The sequence below is a fragment of the Modicisalibacter sp. genome (assembly GCF_055145905.1).
Genome location: NZ_JBSREH010000043.1, coordinates 23083 through 42013 on the forward strand (window position 1 = coordinate 23083; position 18931 = coordinate 42013).

An 18931-nucleotide genomic window follows, 5' to 3' on the forward strand; every position below is an offset into this window, starting at 1 on the left:
CGAGACAACTCCACTTTGGTGGCATAGCCGTTCGTCGATCCCGGCAGGGGGCCGGGCAGTACTGCTGCGGCACCGGTTCATTCAGCGACTCATACCTTCGGACTATGTCGCGGCGGGGCGTCGTGACCAAGACTCAATCGGTGCCACTCATCACAACCCAGTCAGGAGCACAGCCATGATCTACGCCAATCCGGGGAGCGACGGTGCCATCGTCGCGTTCGAAAAGCGCTACGGCAACTATATCGACGGCGAGTTCGTCGCCCCGCGCAAGGGCCAGTATTTCGACAACATCAGTCCGGTTAACGGTGAGGTATTCTGCGAGATACCGCGCTCCACCGAGGAAGATATCGAGCTGGCGCTGGATGCCGCGCACCGGGCGGCACCCGCCTGGGGGCGGACCTCGGCCGCCGAGCGCAGCAACATCCTGCTGAAGATCGCCGATCGTATCGAGCAGAATCTGGAGATGCTGGCCGTCGCCGAGACCTGGGACAACGGCAAGGCGGTGCGCGAGACCCTGAACGCCGATCTGCCGCTGGCGGTGGATCACTTCCGCTACTTCGCCGGCTGCATCCGCGCCCAGGAGGGCACGGCCGCCGATATCGATGCCAACACCGTCGCCTACCACTTCCACGAGCCGCTGGGCGTGGTGGGGCAGATCATCCCCTGGAACTTCCCGATCCTGATGGCCACCTGGAAGCTCGCGCCGGCGCTGGCGGCGGGCAACTGCGTGGTGCTCAAGCCCGCCGAGCAGACCCCGGCGTCGATCCTCAAGGTCATGGAGCTGATCGGCGACCTGCTGCCGCCGGGGGTGGTCAACATCGTCAACGGCTACGGCGAGGAAGTTGGTCAGGCGCTGGCGACCAGCAAGCGCATCGCCAAGATCGCCTTCACCGGCTCGACCCCGGTGGGCTCGCACATTCTCAAGTGTGCCGCCGACAACATCATCCCCTCCACCGTGGAGCTGGGCGGCAAGTCGCCGAACATCTACTTCGCCGACATCATGAACGCGGAGCCCGAGTTCATCGACAAGGCCGTCGAAGGGCTGGTGCTGGCCTTCCTCAATCAGGGCGAGGTCTGCACCTGCCCGTCGCGGGCGCTGATCCAGGAATCGATGTACGACACCTTCATGGCCAAGGTGATCGAGCGTACCCAGGCGATCAAGCGTGGCAACCCGCTGGACACCGACGTTCAGGTCGGCGCCCAGGCCAGTCAGGAGCAGTACGACAAGATCATGTCGTACATGGAGGTGGCCCGCGAAGAGGGCGCCGAGTTCCTCACCGGCGGCGGCAAGGAGAGCTTCGATCCGGCCTACGACAAGGGCTTCTACATCCAGCCGACCCTGCTCAAGGGACGCAACAGCATGCGTGTGTTCCAGGAAGAGATCTTCGGTCCGGTGGTGGGCGTCACCACCTTCAAGGACGAGGCCGAGGCACTGGATATCGCCAACGATACCGAGTTCGGGCTCGGCGCCGGCGTCTGGACGCGGGATATGAACGTGGCCTTCCGCATGGGTCGCGGCATCCAGGCCGGGCGCGTATGGACCAACTGCTATCACCAGTACCCGGCGCATGCCGCCTTCGGGGGCTACAAGAAGTCGGGCATCGGCCGCGAAACCCACAAGATGGCCCTGGAGCACTACCAGCAAACCAAGAACCTGCTGGTCAGCTACGATACCAATCCGCTGGGCTTCTTCTGAGCCTTCACGCTTCGTTGTCGATGGATCGGGCGCGCCAGTGGCGCGCCCGATGTCGTTGCCGGCCATGGCTTCGGCAATGCCCCCTTTCGGGTAGCGCCCGGTGCAGGCGAGTTACTCCGCCTGATCGAAGCGTGCCCGGACCGCGTCGATGGCCGGCCGGCCGTTTCTGGCCTCGACCCCGTCGAGCCAGGTGGCGACTTCATCCAGGTGCGATCCGATCCACCGGCGTGCCACGTTCTCGGCCTTCTTTTCCTCGTGACTGTGGGCGTAGACCCACTGGTTCTGGTCGTCGATGTCCACCACCATCTGCGAGAAGAAGCGGTACACGTCCGCATCACGGGCTTCGAGATCGGCGGGCAGCACGGTCCAGACGGTGCTGCGGATGTCGGCCACCCCTGCGTCGTCGCTGTCCTCGAGGTAGCGCAGGTTGTAGCTGATGTTCATCCAGTGCGGCTCCCAGCCGATGAAGGTGACCCACTGGTGGTTGTCGATCTTCTGGCCGGCCTGGGCCAGCATGGCGGCAGTGGAACTTTCGCGCAGGCTCCAGTCGCCCAGTCCGGCGCGATCCGCCTCGATGGCCGCGTTGACGGCGTTGTTGATGCCGGTGCCGGCCTCGATGCCGAGGATCTCGCCGTCGAAGCGATCACGGTAGGCATCCAGATCGGCCACGCTGTGCACCCCGGCTTCGTACACATAGTCGGGAACCACCAGGCCGGAGTTGGCGCCGCGGATATTGGCCGTGGCCTTGACCACCTTGTCCTGGTCGACCAGCGGCTCGATCATGTCCTCCTCGACCGGATACCAGCCGCCCAGGTAGGCCTCCAGGTCACCTCGCGCCAGGCCGTCGAGAATCACGCTGACCGCCAGGTTGTTCTGCCGGGTGCGATAGCCCATCGCCTCGAGCAGCTGGGCGGCCACCTCGCTCTTGACCGTCACTCCGGGCCAGGGCGGAACGCCCAGACGGACGGTGTCGATGTCGGCGCTGGCTGTGCTGCCGGCCCCCCACAGGGGCAGGGCGGAGAGCAGGGCGAGCGTGGTGGAAGGCAGCAGGGACCGGGTCATGGCAAGGCTCCATATAATGAGTGGCCAACTCAGCCTATCCCGGAGAGCGGCAGTCCTTTGCCGCCAGGCGACACTCGGGCGACGCCGGACGTCATCATGGCGATTTCCGCGCCGCGCGCCATCCCGTTACAATGACATCACCTACTCTTGGTGGATCTCGAGCGATGCATTGTCCCTTCTGCGGTAAGAACGATACCAAGGTCACCGATTCGCGATTGGTCGCCGAAGGGGATCAGGTGCGCCGGCGGCGCCAGTGCGGCGCCTGCGGTGAGCGCTTTACCACCTACGAGACCGCCGAACTGGTCATGCCGCGGGTGATCAAGGCCGACGGCTCGCGCGAATCCTTCGATGCCCGCAAGCTGCGCGACGGCATGCTGCGGGCGCTGGAGAAGCGCCCGGTGAGCGCCGAGTCGATCGAGGCCGCGGTGGAGCGCATCCGCCAGCGGCTGCGCGCGCGCGGCGAGCGCGAGATCGAGGCCCGTGAAATCGGCGAGGAGGTCATGCACGCACTCAAGCGGCTCGACCAGGTGGCCTACATCCGCTTCGCGTCGGTCTACCGGCGCTTTCAGGACATCGACGAGTTCCGCGCCGAGATCGACCGGCTCGCCCAGGAGCCGAGCTTTTCGCCTGGTGACGAGTCACGCTGAGCCGGTCCACCGGACGACCATCCTGCAACCGCCGAGGAACGCATGGCCAAGGCGACACCCGAATCCTTCATGGCCCGCGCGCTGGAACTGGCGCGACGCGGGCTCTATACCACCGATCCCAATCCGCGCGTGGGCTGCGTGCTGGTCAAGCAGCGTCGCGTGGTCGGCGAGGGCTGGCACGTGCGTGCCGGCGAGCCGCATGCCGAGATCCATGCTCTGCAGGCCGCCGGTGAGGCGGCGCGAGGCGCTACCGCCTACGTGACCCTCGAACCCTGCGCCCACCACGGCCGTACCGGGCCCTGCGCGCAGGCGTTGATCGAGGCCGGCGTGAAGCGGGTGGTGGTGGCGATGGAAGACCCCAATCCCGAGGTGGCCGGGCGTGGCCTGGCGATGCTGCGCGAGGCGGGGGTCGCCGTCGAGACGGGGCTGCTGGAAGCCGACGCCCGGCGGCTCAATCCGGGGTTCGTGTCGCGCATGACGCACCGGCGGCCGTTCGTGCGGCTGAAGATGGCCATGAGCCTCGATGGTCGCACGGCCATGGCCAGCGGCGAATCGCAGTGGATTACCGGGCCGGCGGCGCGAACCCAGGTGCAGCGGCTGCGGGCGCGCTCCAGCGCGGTGATGACCGGGGTCGAATCAGTGATCCACGATGACTCGCGGCTGACGGTGCGTGCCGATCAGCTGGGGCTCGAGGCCGGGGCGGCGGCCCGGGTGGCCGCGCGCCAACCATTGCGGGTGATCGTCGATTCGCGACTGCGTCTGCCGCTGGCGGCGGCGTGTCTGCGCGAGCCCGGGCGCACCCTGGTGGCGACCTGCGCCCGCGAGCCGGACCGCCGCGCCGCCCTGGAAGCGGCCGGTGCCGAGGTGCTCGAACTGCCGTCGCTGGCCGAGCGGGTCGACCTGGCCGCACTGCTGCGTCATCTGGCGGCCGAGGAGGCCTGCAACGAGGTGCTGCTGGAAACCGGGGCGACGCTCGCCGGGGCGATGCTCGATGCCGAGCTGATCGACGAAATGCAGCTGTTCGTGGCGCCGACGCTGCTGGGCGGCGAGGCGCGTCCGCTGTTCGCCCTGCCGGGGCTGTCGCGCATGGCCCAGCAGCGCCCGTTGCAGATCGACGACATTCGCGCGGTGGGGCGCGACTGGCGAATCATCGCCCGCCCCGAACGCGTGAGCTGATGGTGTCGCGGGGCTGGCGCGCCGGGCCCCGGGCAGGTACCCTGACCGCCGACCTGACACGGCGTACAAGGCCGCGCAGCGTTCACCGGCGTCGGCCGGTGACGACATTACCGGCCGGGCCGGGTTCTAGACATGCTGGGTCTGAAACATGAAGACCGGAGATTCCATGGCGCTTTCCAACTCCCACGCCGCCGATTCCGACTTGCCGACCCCCGGAGGGCTGGCGCGCGTCGAGGCGCTGATCGAAGACATTCGCCAGGGCAAGATGGTGATCCTCATGGATGACGAGGATCGCGAGAACGAAGGCGACATCATCATGGCCGCCGAGAAGGTGGAGCCCGAGCACATCAACTTCATGGCCCGGCACGCGCGCGGACTGATCTGTCTGCCGATGACCCGCGAGCGCTGCGAGCGTCTCAAGCTGCCGCTGATGGTGCGCGACAACGGCTCCGGCTTCGGCACCAAGTTCACCGTGTCGATCGAGGCCGCCGAGGGCGTCACCACCGGTATCTCCGCCGCCGATCGCGCCCGCACCGTGCGCGCGGCGGTGGCGCGCGATGCCGAGTCGGCCGACATCGTGCAGCCCGGGCACATCTTCCCGCTGATGGCCGAGCCGGGCGGCGTGCTGCGCCGCGCCGGGCATACCGAGGCGGCCTGCGACCTGGCGGCGATGGCCGGGCTCGAGCCCAGCGGGGTCATCTGCGAGGTGATGAACGAGGACGGCAGCATGGCGCGGCGTCCCGAGCTCGAGCGCTTCGCGGTCGAGCACGGCCTGAAGATGGGCACCATCGCCGACCTGATCCACTACCGCATCCACAACGAGCAGACCGTCGAACGGGTCGACAGCGAGACGGTACAGACCGCCTTCGGCGAGATGACCCTGCACGTCTTCCGGGACCGCATCCAGGGCGCTCACCACCTGGCGCTGGTCAAGGGCGAGCCCCACGCCGGGGAGCCGACCACGGTACGCGTGCACCTGGCCGACAGCCTGCGCGATCTGCTGGCCCTGCAGAAGGGCGACCAGGCCAGCTGGACCGCTCACAACGCCCTGGCGCATGTCGCCGCCGCCCCGGCAGGGGTGTTCGTGCTGCTCGACGACGGGCGGGCGCCCCTGGACTTCAAGGCCCAGTTCGACATCTTCCTCGGTCGCCAGCGGGCTCCGCGCACCAGCGATTCCGACGGGGCCGGCAACTACCTGATGATCGGCACCGGCTCGCAGATCCTGCGTCAGCTGGGGGTGGGGCAGATGCGTCTGCTCAGCTCGCCCTGGAAATTCTCGGCCCTGTCGGGCTTCGACCTGGAAGTGGTCGAGCGGATCGATGCCGAGTCGGCGCCGGGCGCCGCCGACTGACGCGTGCCGCCGGCGCTGCGGGCCCCGCGAGTCGACGCAGACATTCGCGCGGCGGTTGCCTAGAATAGGCCCCTTTTTGTCCAGGACATGGTTATGCAGCCGATATCTCAAGTCGAAGGTTCCTTCACCGACGTCGACGGTCGTTACGTGATCGTCGTCGGCCGGTTCAATCATCACGTCGTCGACAGCCTGGTCGAGGGCGCGGTCGACAGCCTGGTGCGCCACGGCGTCGACGAGGACAACATCGATCTCGTGCACGTCCCCGGCGCCTGGGAGCTGCCGCTGGCGGTCAAGCGCGCCCTGCAGGTGGTCAAGCCGGATGCGGTGCTCGCGCTGGGCGCGGTCATCCGTGGCGGCACGCCGCACTTCGAGCACGTCGCCGGCGGCTGCAACGCCGCGCTGGGCAACCTGCAGCTCGAGTTCGATACGCCCATCGCCAACGGGGTGCTGACGGTCAACTCCATCGAGCAGGCCATCGAGCGCGCCGGCACCAAGGCGGGCAACAAGGGCACCGAGGCCGCGATGGCGGCGATGGAGATGGTGTCATTGATGCGTCGCCTGGGAGGCCAGGCATGACCGATCGCAAGCGCTCGAATCAGTCGGGCCGCCAGGCGCGGCACGCGGCCCGCGAACTGGCCGTGCAGGCACTGTATCAGTGGCAGATGACCGGCAAGCCGGTGGCCACCGTGGAAGCGGAGTTCCGCAGTCAGGTGGCCGACGAGGATCTCGAGGACCACGAGAACTGGCACAAGGTCATGGAGCTGGCCGATCTGGCGCTGTTCCACGAGCTGTTCCAGAACGTGGCTCGCTATCGCAGTGATCTGGACGCCGCCATCGCGCCGTTGCTCGATCGTCGGCTCGAGGATCTCGACAGCATCGAGCTGGCGATCCTGCGTCTGGGCGCCTACGAACTTTCTCATCGCCTCGAGGTGCCGTATCGCGTGGCGATCAGCGAAGGCGTCGAGCTGGCCAAGTCCTTCGGTGCCACCGACGGTCACAAGTACGTCAACGGCATCCTCGACAAGCTGGCCGCCCGCCTGCGGTCGACCGAGGTCAACGCGCGTCTTCGCTGACGTGCCGGCTGCCATGCCCAGCGAGTTCGAACTCATCGCCCGTTTCTTCGCACGCCCCTGCGACGCCGAGCCGGGTGTCGTGGCGGGGCCGGGCGACGATTGCGCGCTGCTGGCGCCGAGTGCCGGCAGCGAGCTGGCCGTGAGCGTGGATACCTCGGTCGTGGATGTGCACTTCCCGCAGGCGGCGCCGGCGGTGGCGATCGGCCATCGTGCGCTGGCGGTGGCGCTCAGCGACCTGGCCGCCATGGGAGCCCGGGCGCGCTGGTGCGCGCTGGCGGCGACCCTGCCCGAGGCCGACGAGGCGTGGCTGGAAAGCTTCGCCGCGGGCTTTCACGCCCTGTGCCGGCGCAGCCGGGTGGCGCTGGTCGGCGGCGATGTAACCCGCGGGCCGTTGAGCCTGTCGGTGACGGTGCATGGCGAGGTGCCGGCCGGCCGGGCGCTGCGCCGCTCGGGGGCCGAGGCTGGGGACATTCTGGCCGTGACCGGCGCGCTGGGCGGTGGTCGTGGCGGCCTCGCGGCCTGGCGTGACGGAGTGCGCGACCTCGATGATCCGCTGCTGCGTGCCTACCTGCTGCCGGAGCCCCGGCTGACCGCGGGCGAGGTGCTGCGCGAGCTGGCACATGCGGCGATCGATGTGTCCGACGGTCTGCTCGCCGACCTGCAGCATCTGTGCACCGCCAGTGGCGTCGGGGCAGCGCTGCAACCCGAGGTACTGCCGCTGGCCGAGGGGCTGACGGCGCGGCTCGGCGAGGCGGCCGCCCGGGAGGCGGCACTCGCCGGTGGCGATGACTACGAACTGCTGGTCGCGCTGCCGCCCGAGGCCCTGAACGAGGCCGTCAATCGCCTTCAGACGCTCGGCCTGCCGCTGACGCCGATCGGCCGGGTGGTCGGCGAACCGGGCATTCATGGCATCGATGACAGCACCCGCCCCACGGGCTGGCAGCATTTCCCGGGAGGGACGCCATGAACCGGGCTCCCTCCAGCGTCTGGCGCCGTCCTACCCACTTCTTCGCCTTCGGGCTGGGCAGCGGTGCGGTGCCGTTCGCCCCCGGCACCTTCGGCACCCTGGCGGCGATTCCCTTCTACTGGCTGATGTCCGGGCTCACCCTGTCCTGGTATCTGGGGCTGGTGCTGGTCGCCGGACTGATCGGCATCTGGCTGTGCGAGAAGACATCCCGGGATCTGGGCGTCCACGATCACTCCGGCATCGTCTGGGACGAGTTTGTCGGCTACTGGCTGACCATGGCGGCGGTGCCGTTTTCGTGGCAGGCGGCGCTGTGGGGATTCGTGGTGTTCCGGGTGTTCGACATCATCAAGCCCTGGCCGATTCGCCTGGTCGACCGGCGCGTCGCCGGGGGCTTCGGCATCATGTTCGACGACATTCTCGCCGGTGTTTACGCCTGGAGCACCATGCACCTGTGGTTCTGGCTGCACTGAGTCCCGCGCCCGTCGCGCTTGAAGTTTTTCCGCGCTGCCCGCATAGCAGGTTCCAGATGGGTAATTCGACCCAGCGGACAAGGGTGAACGATGAGCGAACGCGACCAAGACGCACCGGATATTCTCCTGGACTCCAGCGCTTCCCGTGACGACGGCGAACAGGCGCCGCGCGGGGCGGTGGTGCCTACCCAGGAATACCTGCCCGAACGCATCTACCTGTTGCCGATCCACAACCGCCCGTTCTTTCCCGCCCAGGTGCAGCCGTTGCTGATCCAGCGCCGGCGCTGGGAGGAGACCATGCAGCGGGTTGCCGATACGCCGCATCACGTGGTGGGGGTAGCCTACGTCGGTGATGCCGGCGTCGACCAGCTCGGCCACGAGGACTTCCCGACGATCGGCACCGCGGTCAAGGTGCACAAGGCGCAGGGCGAGGAGCAGCAGATCCAGTTCATCGCCCAGGGCATGCGGCGCTTTCGGATCGTGCGCTGGCTGTCGAAGACCCCGCCCTATCTGGTCGAGGTCACCTATCCCAAGGAGCCGGTCGACGCCGAGGAGAACGAGGCGCGCGCCTATGCCATGGCACTGATCAACGGCATCAAGGAGCTGTTGCCGATCAACCCGCTCTATGGCGAGGAGCTCAAGCAGTACCTCAATCGCTTCAGCCCTCAGGAGCCGGGGCCGCTGACCGATTTCGCCGCGGCCATCACCTCTGCCAAGGGGCCGGAACTCCAGGAAGTGCTCGAGACGCTGCCGGTGATGGCGCGCATGCAGAAGGTGCTGCCGCTGCTGCGCAAGGAGATCGAGGTCGCCCAGCTGCAGAGCGAGATCAGCGAGCAGGTCAACGCCCAGATGCAGGAGCGCCAGCGCGAGTTCTTCCTGCGCGAGCAGCTCAAGGTGATCCAGAAGGAGCTGGGCATCTCCAAGGACGATCGCGAGAACGATGTCGATACCTTCCGCGCCCGGCTGGAGCACCTGACGGTTCCCGAACGCGTCCAGACGCGCATCGACGAGGAGCTCGACAAGCTCTCGGTGCTCGAGACCGGCTCGCCCGAGTACGGCACCACCCGCAACTATCTCGACTGGCTGACCGCGCTGCCCTGGGGCGTGACCTCCGACGACCAGCTCGATCTCAAGCACGCGCGCACGGTGCTCGACCGCGACCACGACGGCTTGAACGACGTCAAGGAGCGGATCATCGAGTTCCTCGCCGAGGGTACCTTCAAGGGCGACGTGGGCGGCTCGATCCTGCTGCTGGTGGGCCCGCCGGGGGTCGGCAAGACCTCGGTGGGGCGCTCCATCGCCGAGGCGCTGGGCCGGCGTTTCTATCGCTTCTCGGTGGGCGGCATGCGTGACGAGGCCGAGATCAAGGGCCATCGGCGCACCTATATCGGCGCCATGCCCGGCAAGCTGGTCCAGGCGATCAAGGAGGTCGAGGTCGAGAACCCGGTGATCATGCTCGACGAGATCGACAAGCTGGGCCAGTCCTTCCAGGGCGACCCGGCCTCGGCACTGCTCGAGGTACTTGATCCGGAGCAGAACGTCGACTTCCTCGATCACTACCTCGACGTGCGCATGGACCTGTCCAAGGTGCTGTTCGTGTGCACCGCCAACACCCTGGACTCGATCCCCCCGGCGCTGCTCGATCGCATGGAGCAGATCCGCCTGTCCGGCTACATCGCCGAGGAGAAGGTGGCGATCGCCAAACATCACCTGTGGCCGCGCCTGCTCGAGCGCGACCGCATCGCCAAGAAGCGCATCAACCTGACCGACGCGGCGCTCCGGCAGGTGATCGAGGGTTATGCCCGCGAGGCCGGGGTGCGCCAGCTCGAGAAGCAGCTGCACCGCATCGTACGCAAGGCGGCCGTGAAGCTGCTGGAGAACGACCAGCAGACGGTCAAGGTGTCGGTCAACAACCTCGAGGACTTCCTCGGCGCGCCGTTGTTCCGCAAGGAGCAGGTGCTCAAGGGCGTCGGTGTGGTCACCGGCCTGGCCTGGACGGCGATGGGCGGGGCGACGTTGCCCATCGAGGCCACCAAGGTGCACGCCCTGACCCGTGGGTTGAAGCTCACCGGCAAGCTCGGCGACGTGATGCAGGAGTCGGCCAACATCGCCTACAGCTATGCGCTGGGGCATCTCGGTGATTACGGTGCCGATGCCGACTTCTTCAACGAGGCCTTCGTGCACCTGCACGTGCCCGAGGGGGCCACCCCCAAGGACGGCCCCTCGGCCGGGGTGACCATGACCACGGCGCTGCTGTCGCTGGCGCGCAATCAGGCCATCGGCCGCCCGCTGGCGATGACCGGCGAGCTGACCCTGACCGGGCAGGTGCTGCCGGTCGGGGGGATCCGCGAAAAGATCATCGCCGCGCGCAGAAGCGACCTCTTCGAGGTGATCCTGCCCGAGGCCAACCGGCGCGACTACGAGGAGCTGCCGGACTACCTGAAGGAGGGCATGACCGTGCATTTCGCCAGGCAGTACAAGGATGTTGCCCGCGTCGTGTTCGACTGAGACGGGGCGCGCCGGTCGTGAGGACGGGGTGAGAGGCGAGGGACTATAATGCGCCGCGACGCTCATCGCCCACGACACGACAAGGACACGCCATGTCTCGCAGGACTCTCGTCGGCGGCCTGACTCTGGCCGCCCTGTGCAGCGTTTCCCCGGCTCAGGCCGAGGAAACGCTGACGGTCTATACCTACGATGCCTTCGTCTCCGAGTGGGGGCCGGGGCCGTCAGTCAAGAAGGCCTTCGAGTCGCAATGCGACTGCCGGCTCCGCTTCGTCGCCCTCGACGGCGGTGTGGGCATCCTCCAGCGGCTCAAGCTCGAGGGCGAGGACAGCGCCGCCGACGTAGTGCTGGGGCTGGACATGAACCTCATGGCCGAGGCCCGCGACACCGGGCTGCTGGCCCCGCATGGCGTCGACCTGTCGCCGCTGGCGCTGCCGGTCGACTGGGACGACGACACCTTCGTGCCGTTCGACTGGGCGCCGTTCGCCTTCGTCTATGACTCTCAGGCGCTGCCCGAGCCGCCGCACAGCTTCCAGGAGCTGATCGACGCGCCGGACGATCTCAAGGTGATCATCGAGGACCCCCGCACCAGCACGCCGGGGCTGGGGCTGCTGCTGTGGATCAAGCATGCCTACGGCGATCGCGCCGACGCGATCTGGCGTGGCCTGCAGCCGCACATCCTGACCGTGACCCGCGACTGGAGCGAGGCCTACTTTTCGCTGTTTTTGAACGGCGAAGCGTCCATGGTAATGTCCTACGCCACCTCGCCGGCCTACCACATGGCGGTGGACCATACGGATCGCTACCAGGCGGCCGCGTTCGACGAGGGCCACTACCTGCAGGTCGAGGTGGCGGCGAGGACGCGCCACAGCGAGCATCCCCAGCTGGCCCGCGAGTTTCTGGCCTTCATGCTCAGTCGCGACTTTCAGCGCGAGCTGCCGCTGACCAACGTCATGTACCCGGCGATCGATCTCGGCGACGGCCTGCCCGAAGCGTATTCGAAGCTGATCGACCCCAAGGTCTACACCTTCTCGCCGCCGGTCGTCCGCGAGCACCGCAAGGCCTGGGTCGATGACTGGTTGCGCGTCAGCACCCAATGAGCGAGGCGGGGACCGGCCCCGGGCGGGACTGGCGCCCGGCCCGTGGCGTGCTGGGCGTCGGCGTGCTCGCCTGGACGCTGGTGGTCGGCCTGGGGCTGGGCAGTCTCGCCGCGCTGCTGGTCAATGCGCCGGAGGTGGCGTTCGACACGCTGTGGCGCGACCCCTACCTGAGCGGGGTGCTGCGTTTCTCGCTGCTCCAGGCCGGGCTGTCGACGCTGCTCAGCGTGGTGCCGGCGATTCCGGTCGCCGTGGCGCTGGCACGGCGGCCGCGCTTTCCCGGGAGACGCCTGCTGCTGCGGGCCATGGAACTGTCGCTGGTGATCCCCACGCTGATTGCGCTGTTCGGGCTGGTCGCGGTGCACGGCCGGCAGGGATGGCTGTCGACGCTGTGGCGTGAGCTCAGTGGTGAACCGCTCGGCTATCTCTACGGGCTGTCGGGCATCGTGCTGGCGCATGTCTTCTACAACCTGCCGCTGGCGGCGCGCCTGCTGCTGCAGGGGCTCGAACGCCAGCCCGAGGCCCAGTGGCGGCTGGTTGCCCAGTTCGGCCTGACGCGGCGCGCCATCTGGCGCTGTCTGGAATGGCCCGTGATACGGCGCCTGCTGCCGCGCCTGATGGCGCTGGTCTTCACGCTGTGCTTTTCGAGTTTCGCCATCGTCATGACGCTGGGCGGCGGCCCCGGCGCGACCACCCTCGAGGTCGCCCTCTACCAGGCGCTGACCTACGAAGGGGATCTGGCGCGCGCGGCGCTGCTGGCGCTGACCCAGCTGGCGGTCTGCCTGGCCCTGTGGGCCCTGGCGCTGCGCCAGGGTGGCGGGATGCCGCTGCTGGCCACCGGCGACGCGGCGCGGCCGGCCGGTCGCTGGCGGCGTCGTGATGCCCGGGGTCTGTCGCGGCTCGTGGATGGCGTCTGGCTGACGATGCTGGCGGCCCTGCTGTTGCCGCCGCTGTCGGCGGTGGTGATCGCCGGTGCCCGCGGGCTGCCGGCACTGCCCGGGCAGTCGGCATTGTGGCCAGCCACCCTGTTGAGTCTGGCAATGGCGCTGGCGGCGGCACTCGGAGCGCTGATGCTGGCGCTGGCGCTGGTGGCTGCCGCCCGGCGCTGGCGGGATCGAAGGCGTGCGCTGCCGGCCGGCCTGCTCGAGGGCGGTGGACAGCTGATTCTGATACTGCCGGCGATGGTGCTGGGCACCGGGTTGTTTCTGCTGCTGCGTCCGGGGCTGGGCGGCGACTGGCAGAGCTATGCGCTGGTGGCACTGGTCAATGCCTTCATGGCCCTGCCGTTCGTCATGCAGGTGCTGCAGGGCGGGGTGGCGCTGCCGGTCGGTAACGCCCGGCGGCTGGCCGATCAGCTGGGCGTGCGCGGCTGGGCCTACTGGCGCTGGCTGGTCTGGCCGCGGCTGAAGCAGCCGATGGGGCTGGCGCTGGCCTATGCGATGACCCTGTCGCTGGGGGATTTCAGCGTCATCGCGCTGTTCGGCAGCCCCAGCCGTCCGACACTGCCGATGCTGCTCTACCAGCAGCTCGGCGGTTACCGCTGGCAGGGGGCAGCGGCCACGGCGCTGGTGCTGTTGCTGGTCGTGGTGGTGGTCTTCGCGCTGCTGGACCGCCTCTCGCGGCGTCGGCCCCGCTACCCGCAATCCCGCTATTCATCCCGTGCCGCCGAGGCTGCCGATGCTGGAATGTCGTGACCTGCAGTTTCACTACGAGCGTGCCGACCCCGGCGAAACGCCGGATTTCGACTTCACGCTGGCACTCTCGCCCGGCGAGTGTTTGGCCGTTCAGGGGCCCTCCGGGTGCGGCAAGAGCACTCTGTTGAGCCTGATCGCGGGCTTTCTCGAGCCGGCATCGGGCTGGCTGGGCTGGTCGGGGCACGCGTGGCGCGACCTGCCGCCATGGGAGCGCCCCCTGACCACGGTCTTCCAGGAGGACAACCTGTTTGCCCATCTGCCGGTATGGATCAACGTCGGCCTGGGCCTGGCGCCGGATCTGCGCCTGGATGCCGCCGCCCACCGGCGCATTCGCGACGGGCTGGCGCGGGTCGGGCTCGAGGGATTGCAGGACCGTCTGCCGGAGGCGTTGTCCGGCGGGCAGCGCCAGCGCGTGGCGTTGCTGCGGGCCCTGCTGCGCGAACGCCCCTTGCTGCTGCTCGACGAGCCGTTCAGCGGACTGGATGCCGACAACCGGCACCAACTCTGGGAGCTGGTGCGCGAGCAGCGCCGGCGAGGGGTCGCCGTGCTGCTGGTCAGCCACGACAGCGAGGACATCCGCGCCCTGGCGGATCGCTGCTGTCGGCTGCAGGGCGGGCGACTGGTCGATTCCGCGGCGATCTGACAGAATCGGGAGCTCGCTGGACAGACACCACAGACCGTCAGCGCCGATGCGATGGCGTCGGCCAAGACGGCTCGCCCTTTTCGAGGAAACCCCATGCCCGAGTATCGCTCACGCACCACCACCGCCGGTCGCAACATGGCCGGTGCCCGCGCCCTGTGGCGCGCCACCGGGATGAAGGACGACGACTTCCACAAGCCGATCATCGCGGTGGCCAACTCGTTCACCCAGTTCGTGCCCGGTCATGTGCATCTCAAGGACATGGGGCAGCTGGTGGCCCGCGAGATCGAGAAGGCCGGCGGAGTGGCCAAGGAATTCAACACCATCGCGGTGGACGACGGCATCGCCATGGGCCACGACGGCATGCTCTACTCGCTGCCGAGCCGCGACATCATCGCCGACAGCGTCGAGTACATGGTCAATGCCCACTGCGCCGACGCGCTGGTGTGCATCTCCAACTGCGACAAGATCACCCCGGGAATGCTGATGGCTGCCATGCGCCTCAACATTCCGGTGATCTTCGTCTCCGGCGGCCCCATGGAAGCCGGCAAGACCAAGCTGCTCGACCACGGTCTCGATCTGGTCGATGCCATGGTCATGGCCGCCGACGACAAGGTCGACGACGAGACCCTCAACGAAGTGGAACGCAGCGCCTGCCCGACCTGCGGCAGCTGCTCGGGCATGTTCACCGCCAACTCCATGAATTGCCTGACCGAGGCGCTGGGTCTGGCGCTGCCGGGCAACGGCACCACCCTGGCCACCCACGCCGACCGTCGGCGGTTGTTCGAGACCGCCGGCCATCGCATCGTCGAGCTGGCCAGGCGCTACTACGAAGGCGACGAGGCGCACCTGCTGCCGCGGGCCATCGGCTCCAAGGCGGCGTTCAAGAACGCCATGACCCTGGATATCGCCATGGGCGGCTCCACCAATACCATCCTGCATCTGCTGGCGGCGGCCCAGGAGGCGGAGATCGATTTCGACATGGACGATATCGACCGCCTGTCGCGGGAAGTGCCGCAGCTGTGCAAGCTGGCGCCCAACACCCAGAAGTACCATATCGAGGACTGCCATCGTGCCGGCGGCATCATGGGGATTCTCGGCGAGCTGGACCGCGCCGGGGTGCTGAATACGTCGGTACCCACCGTGTACGGCGATTCGCTGGCGGCGGCCCTCGACGAGTGGGACATCATGCGCAATCCGAGCCCGGAAGTGGTCGAGTTCTACAGAGCCGGGCCGGGCGGCGTGCCTACCCAGGAGGCCTTCTCGCAGTCGGCGCGCTGGCCGAGCCTGGACGGCGACCGTGTGAGCGGCTGTATCCGCGACCTGGAGCACGCCTTCTCGACCGAGGGCGGTCTGGCCGTGCTCAAGGGCAACATCGCCCAGGATGGCTGCGTGGTGAAGACCGCCGGCGTCGATGACTCGATTCTGGTCTTCGAGGGGCCGGCGCACGTGGTCGAGTCCCAGGATCAGGCGGTGGAGCACATCCTCGGCGGCCAGGTGAAGGAAGGCGAGGTGGTGGTGATCCGCTACGAGGGCCCGAAGGGCGGCCCCGGCATGCAGGAGATGCTCTATCCGACCTCGTATCTCAAGTCGAAAGGGCTGGGCAAGGCCTGTGCGCTGCTTACCGACGGCCGTTTCTCCGGCGGCACCTCGGGACTGTCGATCGGTCATGTATCACCGGAAGCGGCTGCCGGCGGCGCCATCGGCCTGGTGGAGAGCGGCGACATCATCCGTATCGACATTCCCAACCGTTCGATCGACGTCAAGCTCTCCGACGAGGAACTCGAGCAGCGTCGCCTGGCTCAGCAGGCGCGTGGCAGCGAGGCCTGGAAACCGAGCATCCAGCGCCTGCGCAAGGTCTCCGCGGCGCTCAAGGCCTATGCACTGCTGGCCACTTCCGCCGACAAGGGCGCGGTACGGGACCTGAGCAAGCTCGATTGAGCGTGTCGCGCGGCTGACGCGCCAACTCAGGACGAGGCCCGCGGGTGGCGCGGGCCTCGATGATCGCGGGCAGGCGACGGGCCTGCCGCGGTGCGTCAGGCAGCTTCCGGCACCTCTGCCTCGGCCTCGGCCGCTTCACGCAGAAGCTCCAGTTCGCACTCGATGACATACCAAACTTCCAGCCATTCCAGGCTGTCCTCGGAATAACACATCGTCGTTTCCTCCTTCCTCGCGGAATGCTGAACTTCACGCCACAGTATGGTTGATACGACGAAGGTCGAGGTAAGGGTGTCGACCATGTTCTTGACAATTATCACGGCAAGATCTTCGCCCGTCCATGTGGGCATGGGGATTGCTGTCAGCAAGGAGACGCCATGAAGGAATCATTCAACGTCGGGGTCGTCGGTTACGGTTTTGCCAGCCAGACCTTCCACGTGCCGCTCATCCAGGCCACCCCGGGGCTCGAGCTGGTGGCGGTCTCATCGAGCGATGCCGCCAAGGTTCATCGCGACCTGTCCGCGGTGGAGGTGGCTGCCTCGCCGCAGGCGCTTTTCGCGCGGCACGAGGTCGATCTGGTGGTCATTCCGACGCCCAACGAGAGCCACTTTCCGCTGGCCAAGGCGGCGCTCGCCGCCGGCAAGCACGTAGTGGTCGACAAGCCGTTCACGGTGACCCTGAGCGAGGCCCGGCAGCTGCGCACGCTGGCCGAGCAGGCCGGGCGCCTGCTGTCGGTGTTTCACAATCGCCGCTGGGACAGTGACTTCCTGACCGTGCGCGAGCTGCTTGCCGAGGAGACGCTGGGCCGGGTCGTGCACTTCGAATCACGCTTTGACCGTTTCCGCCCCGAAGTCCGCCAGCGCTGGCGGGAGCAGGCCAGACCCGGGGGCGGGATCTGGTTCGACCTGGGGCCGCACCTGCTGGATCAGGTGCATCAGCTGTTCGGCATGCCGCGCGCGATTCTCGTGGATCTGGCACGGCGCCGTGACGGCGCCCAGATCGATGACGACTTCCTGGCTCTGCTCGACTACGAGGGCAAGCGTGTGAGCCTGCATGCCTCGGCGCTGGTCGCCGCCGAATCGCCGCGTTTCGTCATCCACGGTACGCAGGGTAGTTACGTCAAGTACGGGCTGGATCCGCAGGAGGGCCGGCTCAAGCAGGGCGAGACACCGGCACCCCGGTGGGGCGAGGACACGCGGAACGGACGACTGACGCTGGCCGCGGAGGATGGCCGGCTGGGGGAGCGCGAGCATCCGACGCTGCCCGGCGATTACCTGGCCTACTATCAGGGCGTGCGCGATGCCCTGCTGGGCGAGGGCGACAACCCGGTGCCGGTGGACGAGGCACTGGCGGTAATGCAGTTGCTCGAGACGGGGCTCGACAGCGCGCGTCAGCAGCGTTGGGTGCGCCTCAAGGAAAAGAACGCCCCGAGGCACTGATGCCCGTCATGCGCATGCTTCCCCTTCGACCCCGGCTCCGGCCGGGGTTTTTCATGCTGGGAGGGAGCGGTTTTGATTGCCGGGTTAACATTAGCCTGCAATAGATATTGCGAGATAATTGTTAGCGTGTTAATGTTGTTCCCGTCGACGCGGCGCCACAAGCGCCAAGTCCCGTGACACATGGAAACCCGCTGCTCGGCCCATGCCGCTTGAATGTCGGGTCACTCCGTGGTCAATAGCCACGTCTTCCATGAGGAGGTTCGAACATGAAACGCATCAATCCGATTTCCCTCGCGTCTGTCCTGCTGGTTTCCACTCTGGCGGCTTCCGGTGCCGTGATGGCCGGCGAAACAAGCACGATCGCCCCGGACAGCGGCCTGGATGTCGGCCATCAGGTGCCGCCGCAGCACCCCGTGCAGGCGACCCACAATTCCGGCATCAACCTTGGTGATGGCAGCGAGGTCGTTACCGACGTCAGCGATCTCGCCCCCGGCGCCGGCATCGAGGCCGTTCAGGCGCGCATTGGACAAGGCCATCATGCCGTGATGCGCACTGCCTACCAGGTCAAGCCGCTGGTGAGCGACGGTGGTGTATAACCGCCCACTTCCGGGTCCTTTCTCCCAGGCCCGGTTCGGTAGTGCCGAGCTACAAAAAAACCCCGCTGATGAGCGGGGTTTTTTTATGGGTGTCGTTCAACCAGAACACGAAACGATTTTCACGTAGCAGTGATCAGGGGGAATCATCGCCGATGCGATCATCCTTGGCATCGACCCCCTTGTCCTTGACCACACTGTTGTCGCTGTAGCTGGTCTGCTTGTCGACGTCCGAGGCGCCGGTATCCGACGGGCGATCCTCGTAGGTATCGACACCCTCATCCTTGGCGAGCTCGTTGGTGCCGGCGGCGCCGTCCTGGTCGGGGGTACCATTGAGTTTTGCCGCTTCCGTCTGCTCCTCGGGCTTCTGCGGAGGTACATTGTGGCCCTCGACACCAGCATCGACGCCCTTGTCGGGTGCCACGGTGGTATCCGCCACGGCAGTGCCGGACAGTACCAGCATTGAAGCCAGCAGGGCCGAGGTCTGAAGTGGACCCCGAAATTCGGACCAGGCGCTAAGCTCTGATCATTCCGACAGGAGAACCTGATCATGAGCAGGAAACGCAGGCAATACAGCGCCGAC

General features: G+C 67.4%; 18 protein-coding genes. 15 read left to right on the top strand and 3 right to left on the bottom strand.

Translation table 11 applies throughout. The annotated features are described in order from the left end of the window. Positions 1-175: 175 nt before the first annotated feature. Entirely contained in the window at positions 176-1696 is a 1521-nt protein-coding gene (exaC, locus tag ACTCB7_RS12870) for an acetaldehyde dehydrogenase ExaC (protein ID WP_224415377.1), read from the top strand. Positions 1697-1807: 111 nt separating this feature from the next. Here the strand turns inward: exaC and ACTCB7_RS12875 are convergent, their stop codons facing one another. Continuing rightward, entirely contained in the window at positions 1808-2758 is a 951-nt protein-coding gene (locus ACTCB7_RS12875; RefSeq protein WP_463006982.1) for an ABC transporter substrate-binding protein, read from the bottom strand. A gap of 164 nt (positions 2759-2922) precedes the next feature. On the opposite strand from ACTCB7_RS12875, the gene nrdR reads away from it, so the two are divergent. The 12 genes from nrdR to ilvD all read left to right on the top strand — a co-directional run bounded on the left by nrdR (position 2923) and on the right by ilvD (position 16319). Beyond that, positions 2923-3405: a transcriptional regulator NrdR gene (gene nrdR, locus ACTCB7_RS12880; RefSeq protein WP_224415375.1), complete on the top strand. Its 483-nt coding sequence runs from the start codon at positions 2923-2925 to the stop codon at positions 3403-3405. 42 nt (positions 3406-3447) lie between these two features. Next, complete coding sequence (gene ribD, locus ACTCB7_RS12885) at positions 3448-4581, top strand: bifunctional diaminohydroxyphosphoribosylaminopyrimidine deaminase/5-amino-6-(5-phosphoribosylamino)uracil reductase RibD (RefSeq protein ID WP_224415374.1); 1134 nt, start codon at positions 3448-3450, stop codon at positions 4579-4581. Between the two features lie 166 nt (positions 4582-4747). Then, a complete protein-coding gene (ribBA, locus tag ACTCB7_RS12890) occupies positions 4748-5932 on the top strand; it encodes a bifunctional 3,4-dihydroxy-2-butanone-4-phosphate synthase/GTP cyclohydrolase II (RefSeq protein ID WP_463006983.1) in 1185 nt (394 codons plus the stop codon). Between the two features lie 93 nt (positions 5933-6025). Next, complete coding sequence (gene ribH, locus ACTCB7_RS12895; protein ID WP_463006984.1) at positions 6026-6508, top strand: 6,7-dimethyl-8-ribityllumazine synthase; 483 nt, start codon at positions 6026-6028, stop codon at positions 6506-6508. Further along, positions 6505-7005: a transcription antitermination factor NusB gene (gene nusB, locus ACTCB7_RS12900; RefSeq protein WP_463006985.1), complete on the top strand. Its 501-nt coding sequence runs from the start codon at positions 6505-6507 to the stop codon at positions 7003-7005. The genes ribH and nusB overlap by 4 nt, the downstream gene beginning before the upstream one ends. Before the next feature lie 13 nt (positions 7006-7018). Beyond that, on the top strand, positions 7019-7972 hold the full coding sequence (gene thiL / locus ACTCB7_RS12905) for a thiamine-phosphate kinase (protein ID WP_463006986.1): 954 nt from the start codon (positions 7019-7021) through the stop codon (positions 7970-7972). Beyond that, on the top strand, positions 7969-8442 hold the full coding sequence (locus tag ACTCB7_RS12910) for a phosphatidylglycerophosphatase A family protein (protein ID WP_163647592.1): 474 nt from the start codon (positions 7969-7971) through the stop codon (positions 8440-8442). The genes thiL and ACTCB7_RS12910 overlap by 4 nt, the downstream gene beginning before the upstream one ends. 90 nt (positions 8443-8532) lie before the next feature. Next, a complete protein-coding gene (lon, locus tag ACTCB7_RS12915) occupies positions 8533-10950 on the top strand; it encodes an endopeptidase La (RefSeq protein ID WP_463006987.1) in 2418 nt (805 codons plus the stop codon). Positions 10951-11042: 92 nt separating this feature from the next. Next, positions 11043-12047 (top strand): thiamine ABC transporter substrate binding subunit, encoded by a 1005-nt coding sequence (gene thiB, locus ACTCB7_RS12920; RefSeq protein WP_463006988.1) that lies wholly within the window; start codon positions 11043-11045, stop codon positions 12045-12047. Then, on the top strand, positions 12044-13738 hold the full coding sequence (gene thiP, locus ACTCB7_RS12925; RefSeq protein ID WP_463006989.1) for a thiamine/thiamine pyrophosphate ABC transporter permease: 1695 nt from the start codon (positions 12044-12046) through the stop codon (positions 13736-13738). Before thiB ends, thiP begins: the two co-directional genes overlap by 4 nt. After that, entirely contained in the window at positions 13722-14381 is a 660-nt protein-coding gene (locus ACTCB7_RS12930) for an ATP-binding cassette domain-containing protein (RefSeq protein ID WP_463006990.1), read from the top strand. The genes thiP and ACTCB7_RS12930 overlap by 17 nt, the downstream gene beginning before the upstream one ends. A gap of 93 nt (positions 14382-14474) precedes the next feature. Next, positions 14475-16319: a dihydroxy-acid dehydratase gene (ilvD, locus tag ACTCB7_RS12935; protein ID WP_463006991.1), complete on the top strand. Its 1845-nt coding sequence runs from the start codon at positions 14475-14477 to the stop codon at positions 16317-16319. Between the two features lie 95 nt (positions 16320-16414). Here ilvD and ACTCB7_RS12940 read toward each other — a convergent pair whose 3' ends face one another. Then, positions 16415-16666 (bottom strand): hypothetical protein, encoded by a 252-nt coding sequence (locus ACTCB7_RS12940; protein WP_224420848.1) that lies wholly within the window; start codon positions 16664-16666, stop codon positions 16415-16417. A gap of 27 nt (positions 16667-16693) precedes the next feature. Here ACTCB7_RS12940 and ACTCB7_RS12945 point away from each other — a divergent pair, with 27 nt between their 5' ends. Together ACTCB7_RS12945 and ACTCB7_RS12950 are read left to right on the top strand one after the other, a co-directional pair. Beyond that, complete coding sequence (locus ACTCB7_RS12945) at positions 16694-17755, top strand: oxidoreductase (RefSeq protein ID WP_224420849.1); 1062 nt, start codon at positions 16694-16696, stop codon at positions 17753-17755. Positions 17756-18021: 266 nt separating this feature from the next. After that, positions 18022-18351: a hypothetical protein gene (locus ACTCB7_RS12950; protein ID WP_224420850.1), complete on the top strand. Its 330-nt coding sequence runs from the start codon at positions 18022-18024 to the stop codon at positions 18349-18351. Between the two features lie 133 nt (positions 18352-18484). Here ACTCB7_RS12950 and ACTCB7_RS12955 read toward each other — a convergent pair whose 3' ends face one another. Continuing rightward, positions 18485-18811, bottom strand: coding sequence for a hypothetical protein (locus ACTCB7_RS12955; RefSeq protein ID WP_463006992.1), 327 nt, complete (start codon positions 18809-18811; stop codon positions 18485-18487). Between the last annotated feature and the right edge of the window lie 120 nt (positions 18812-18931).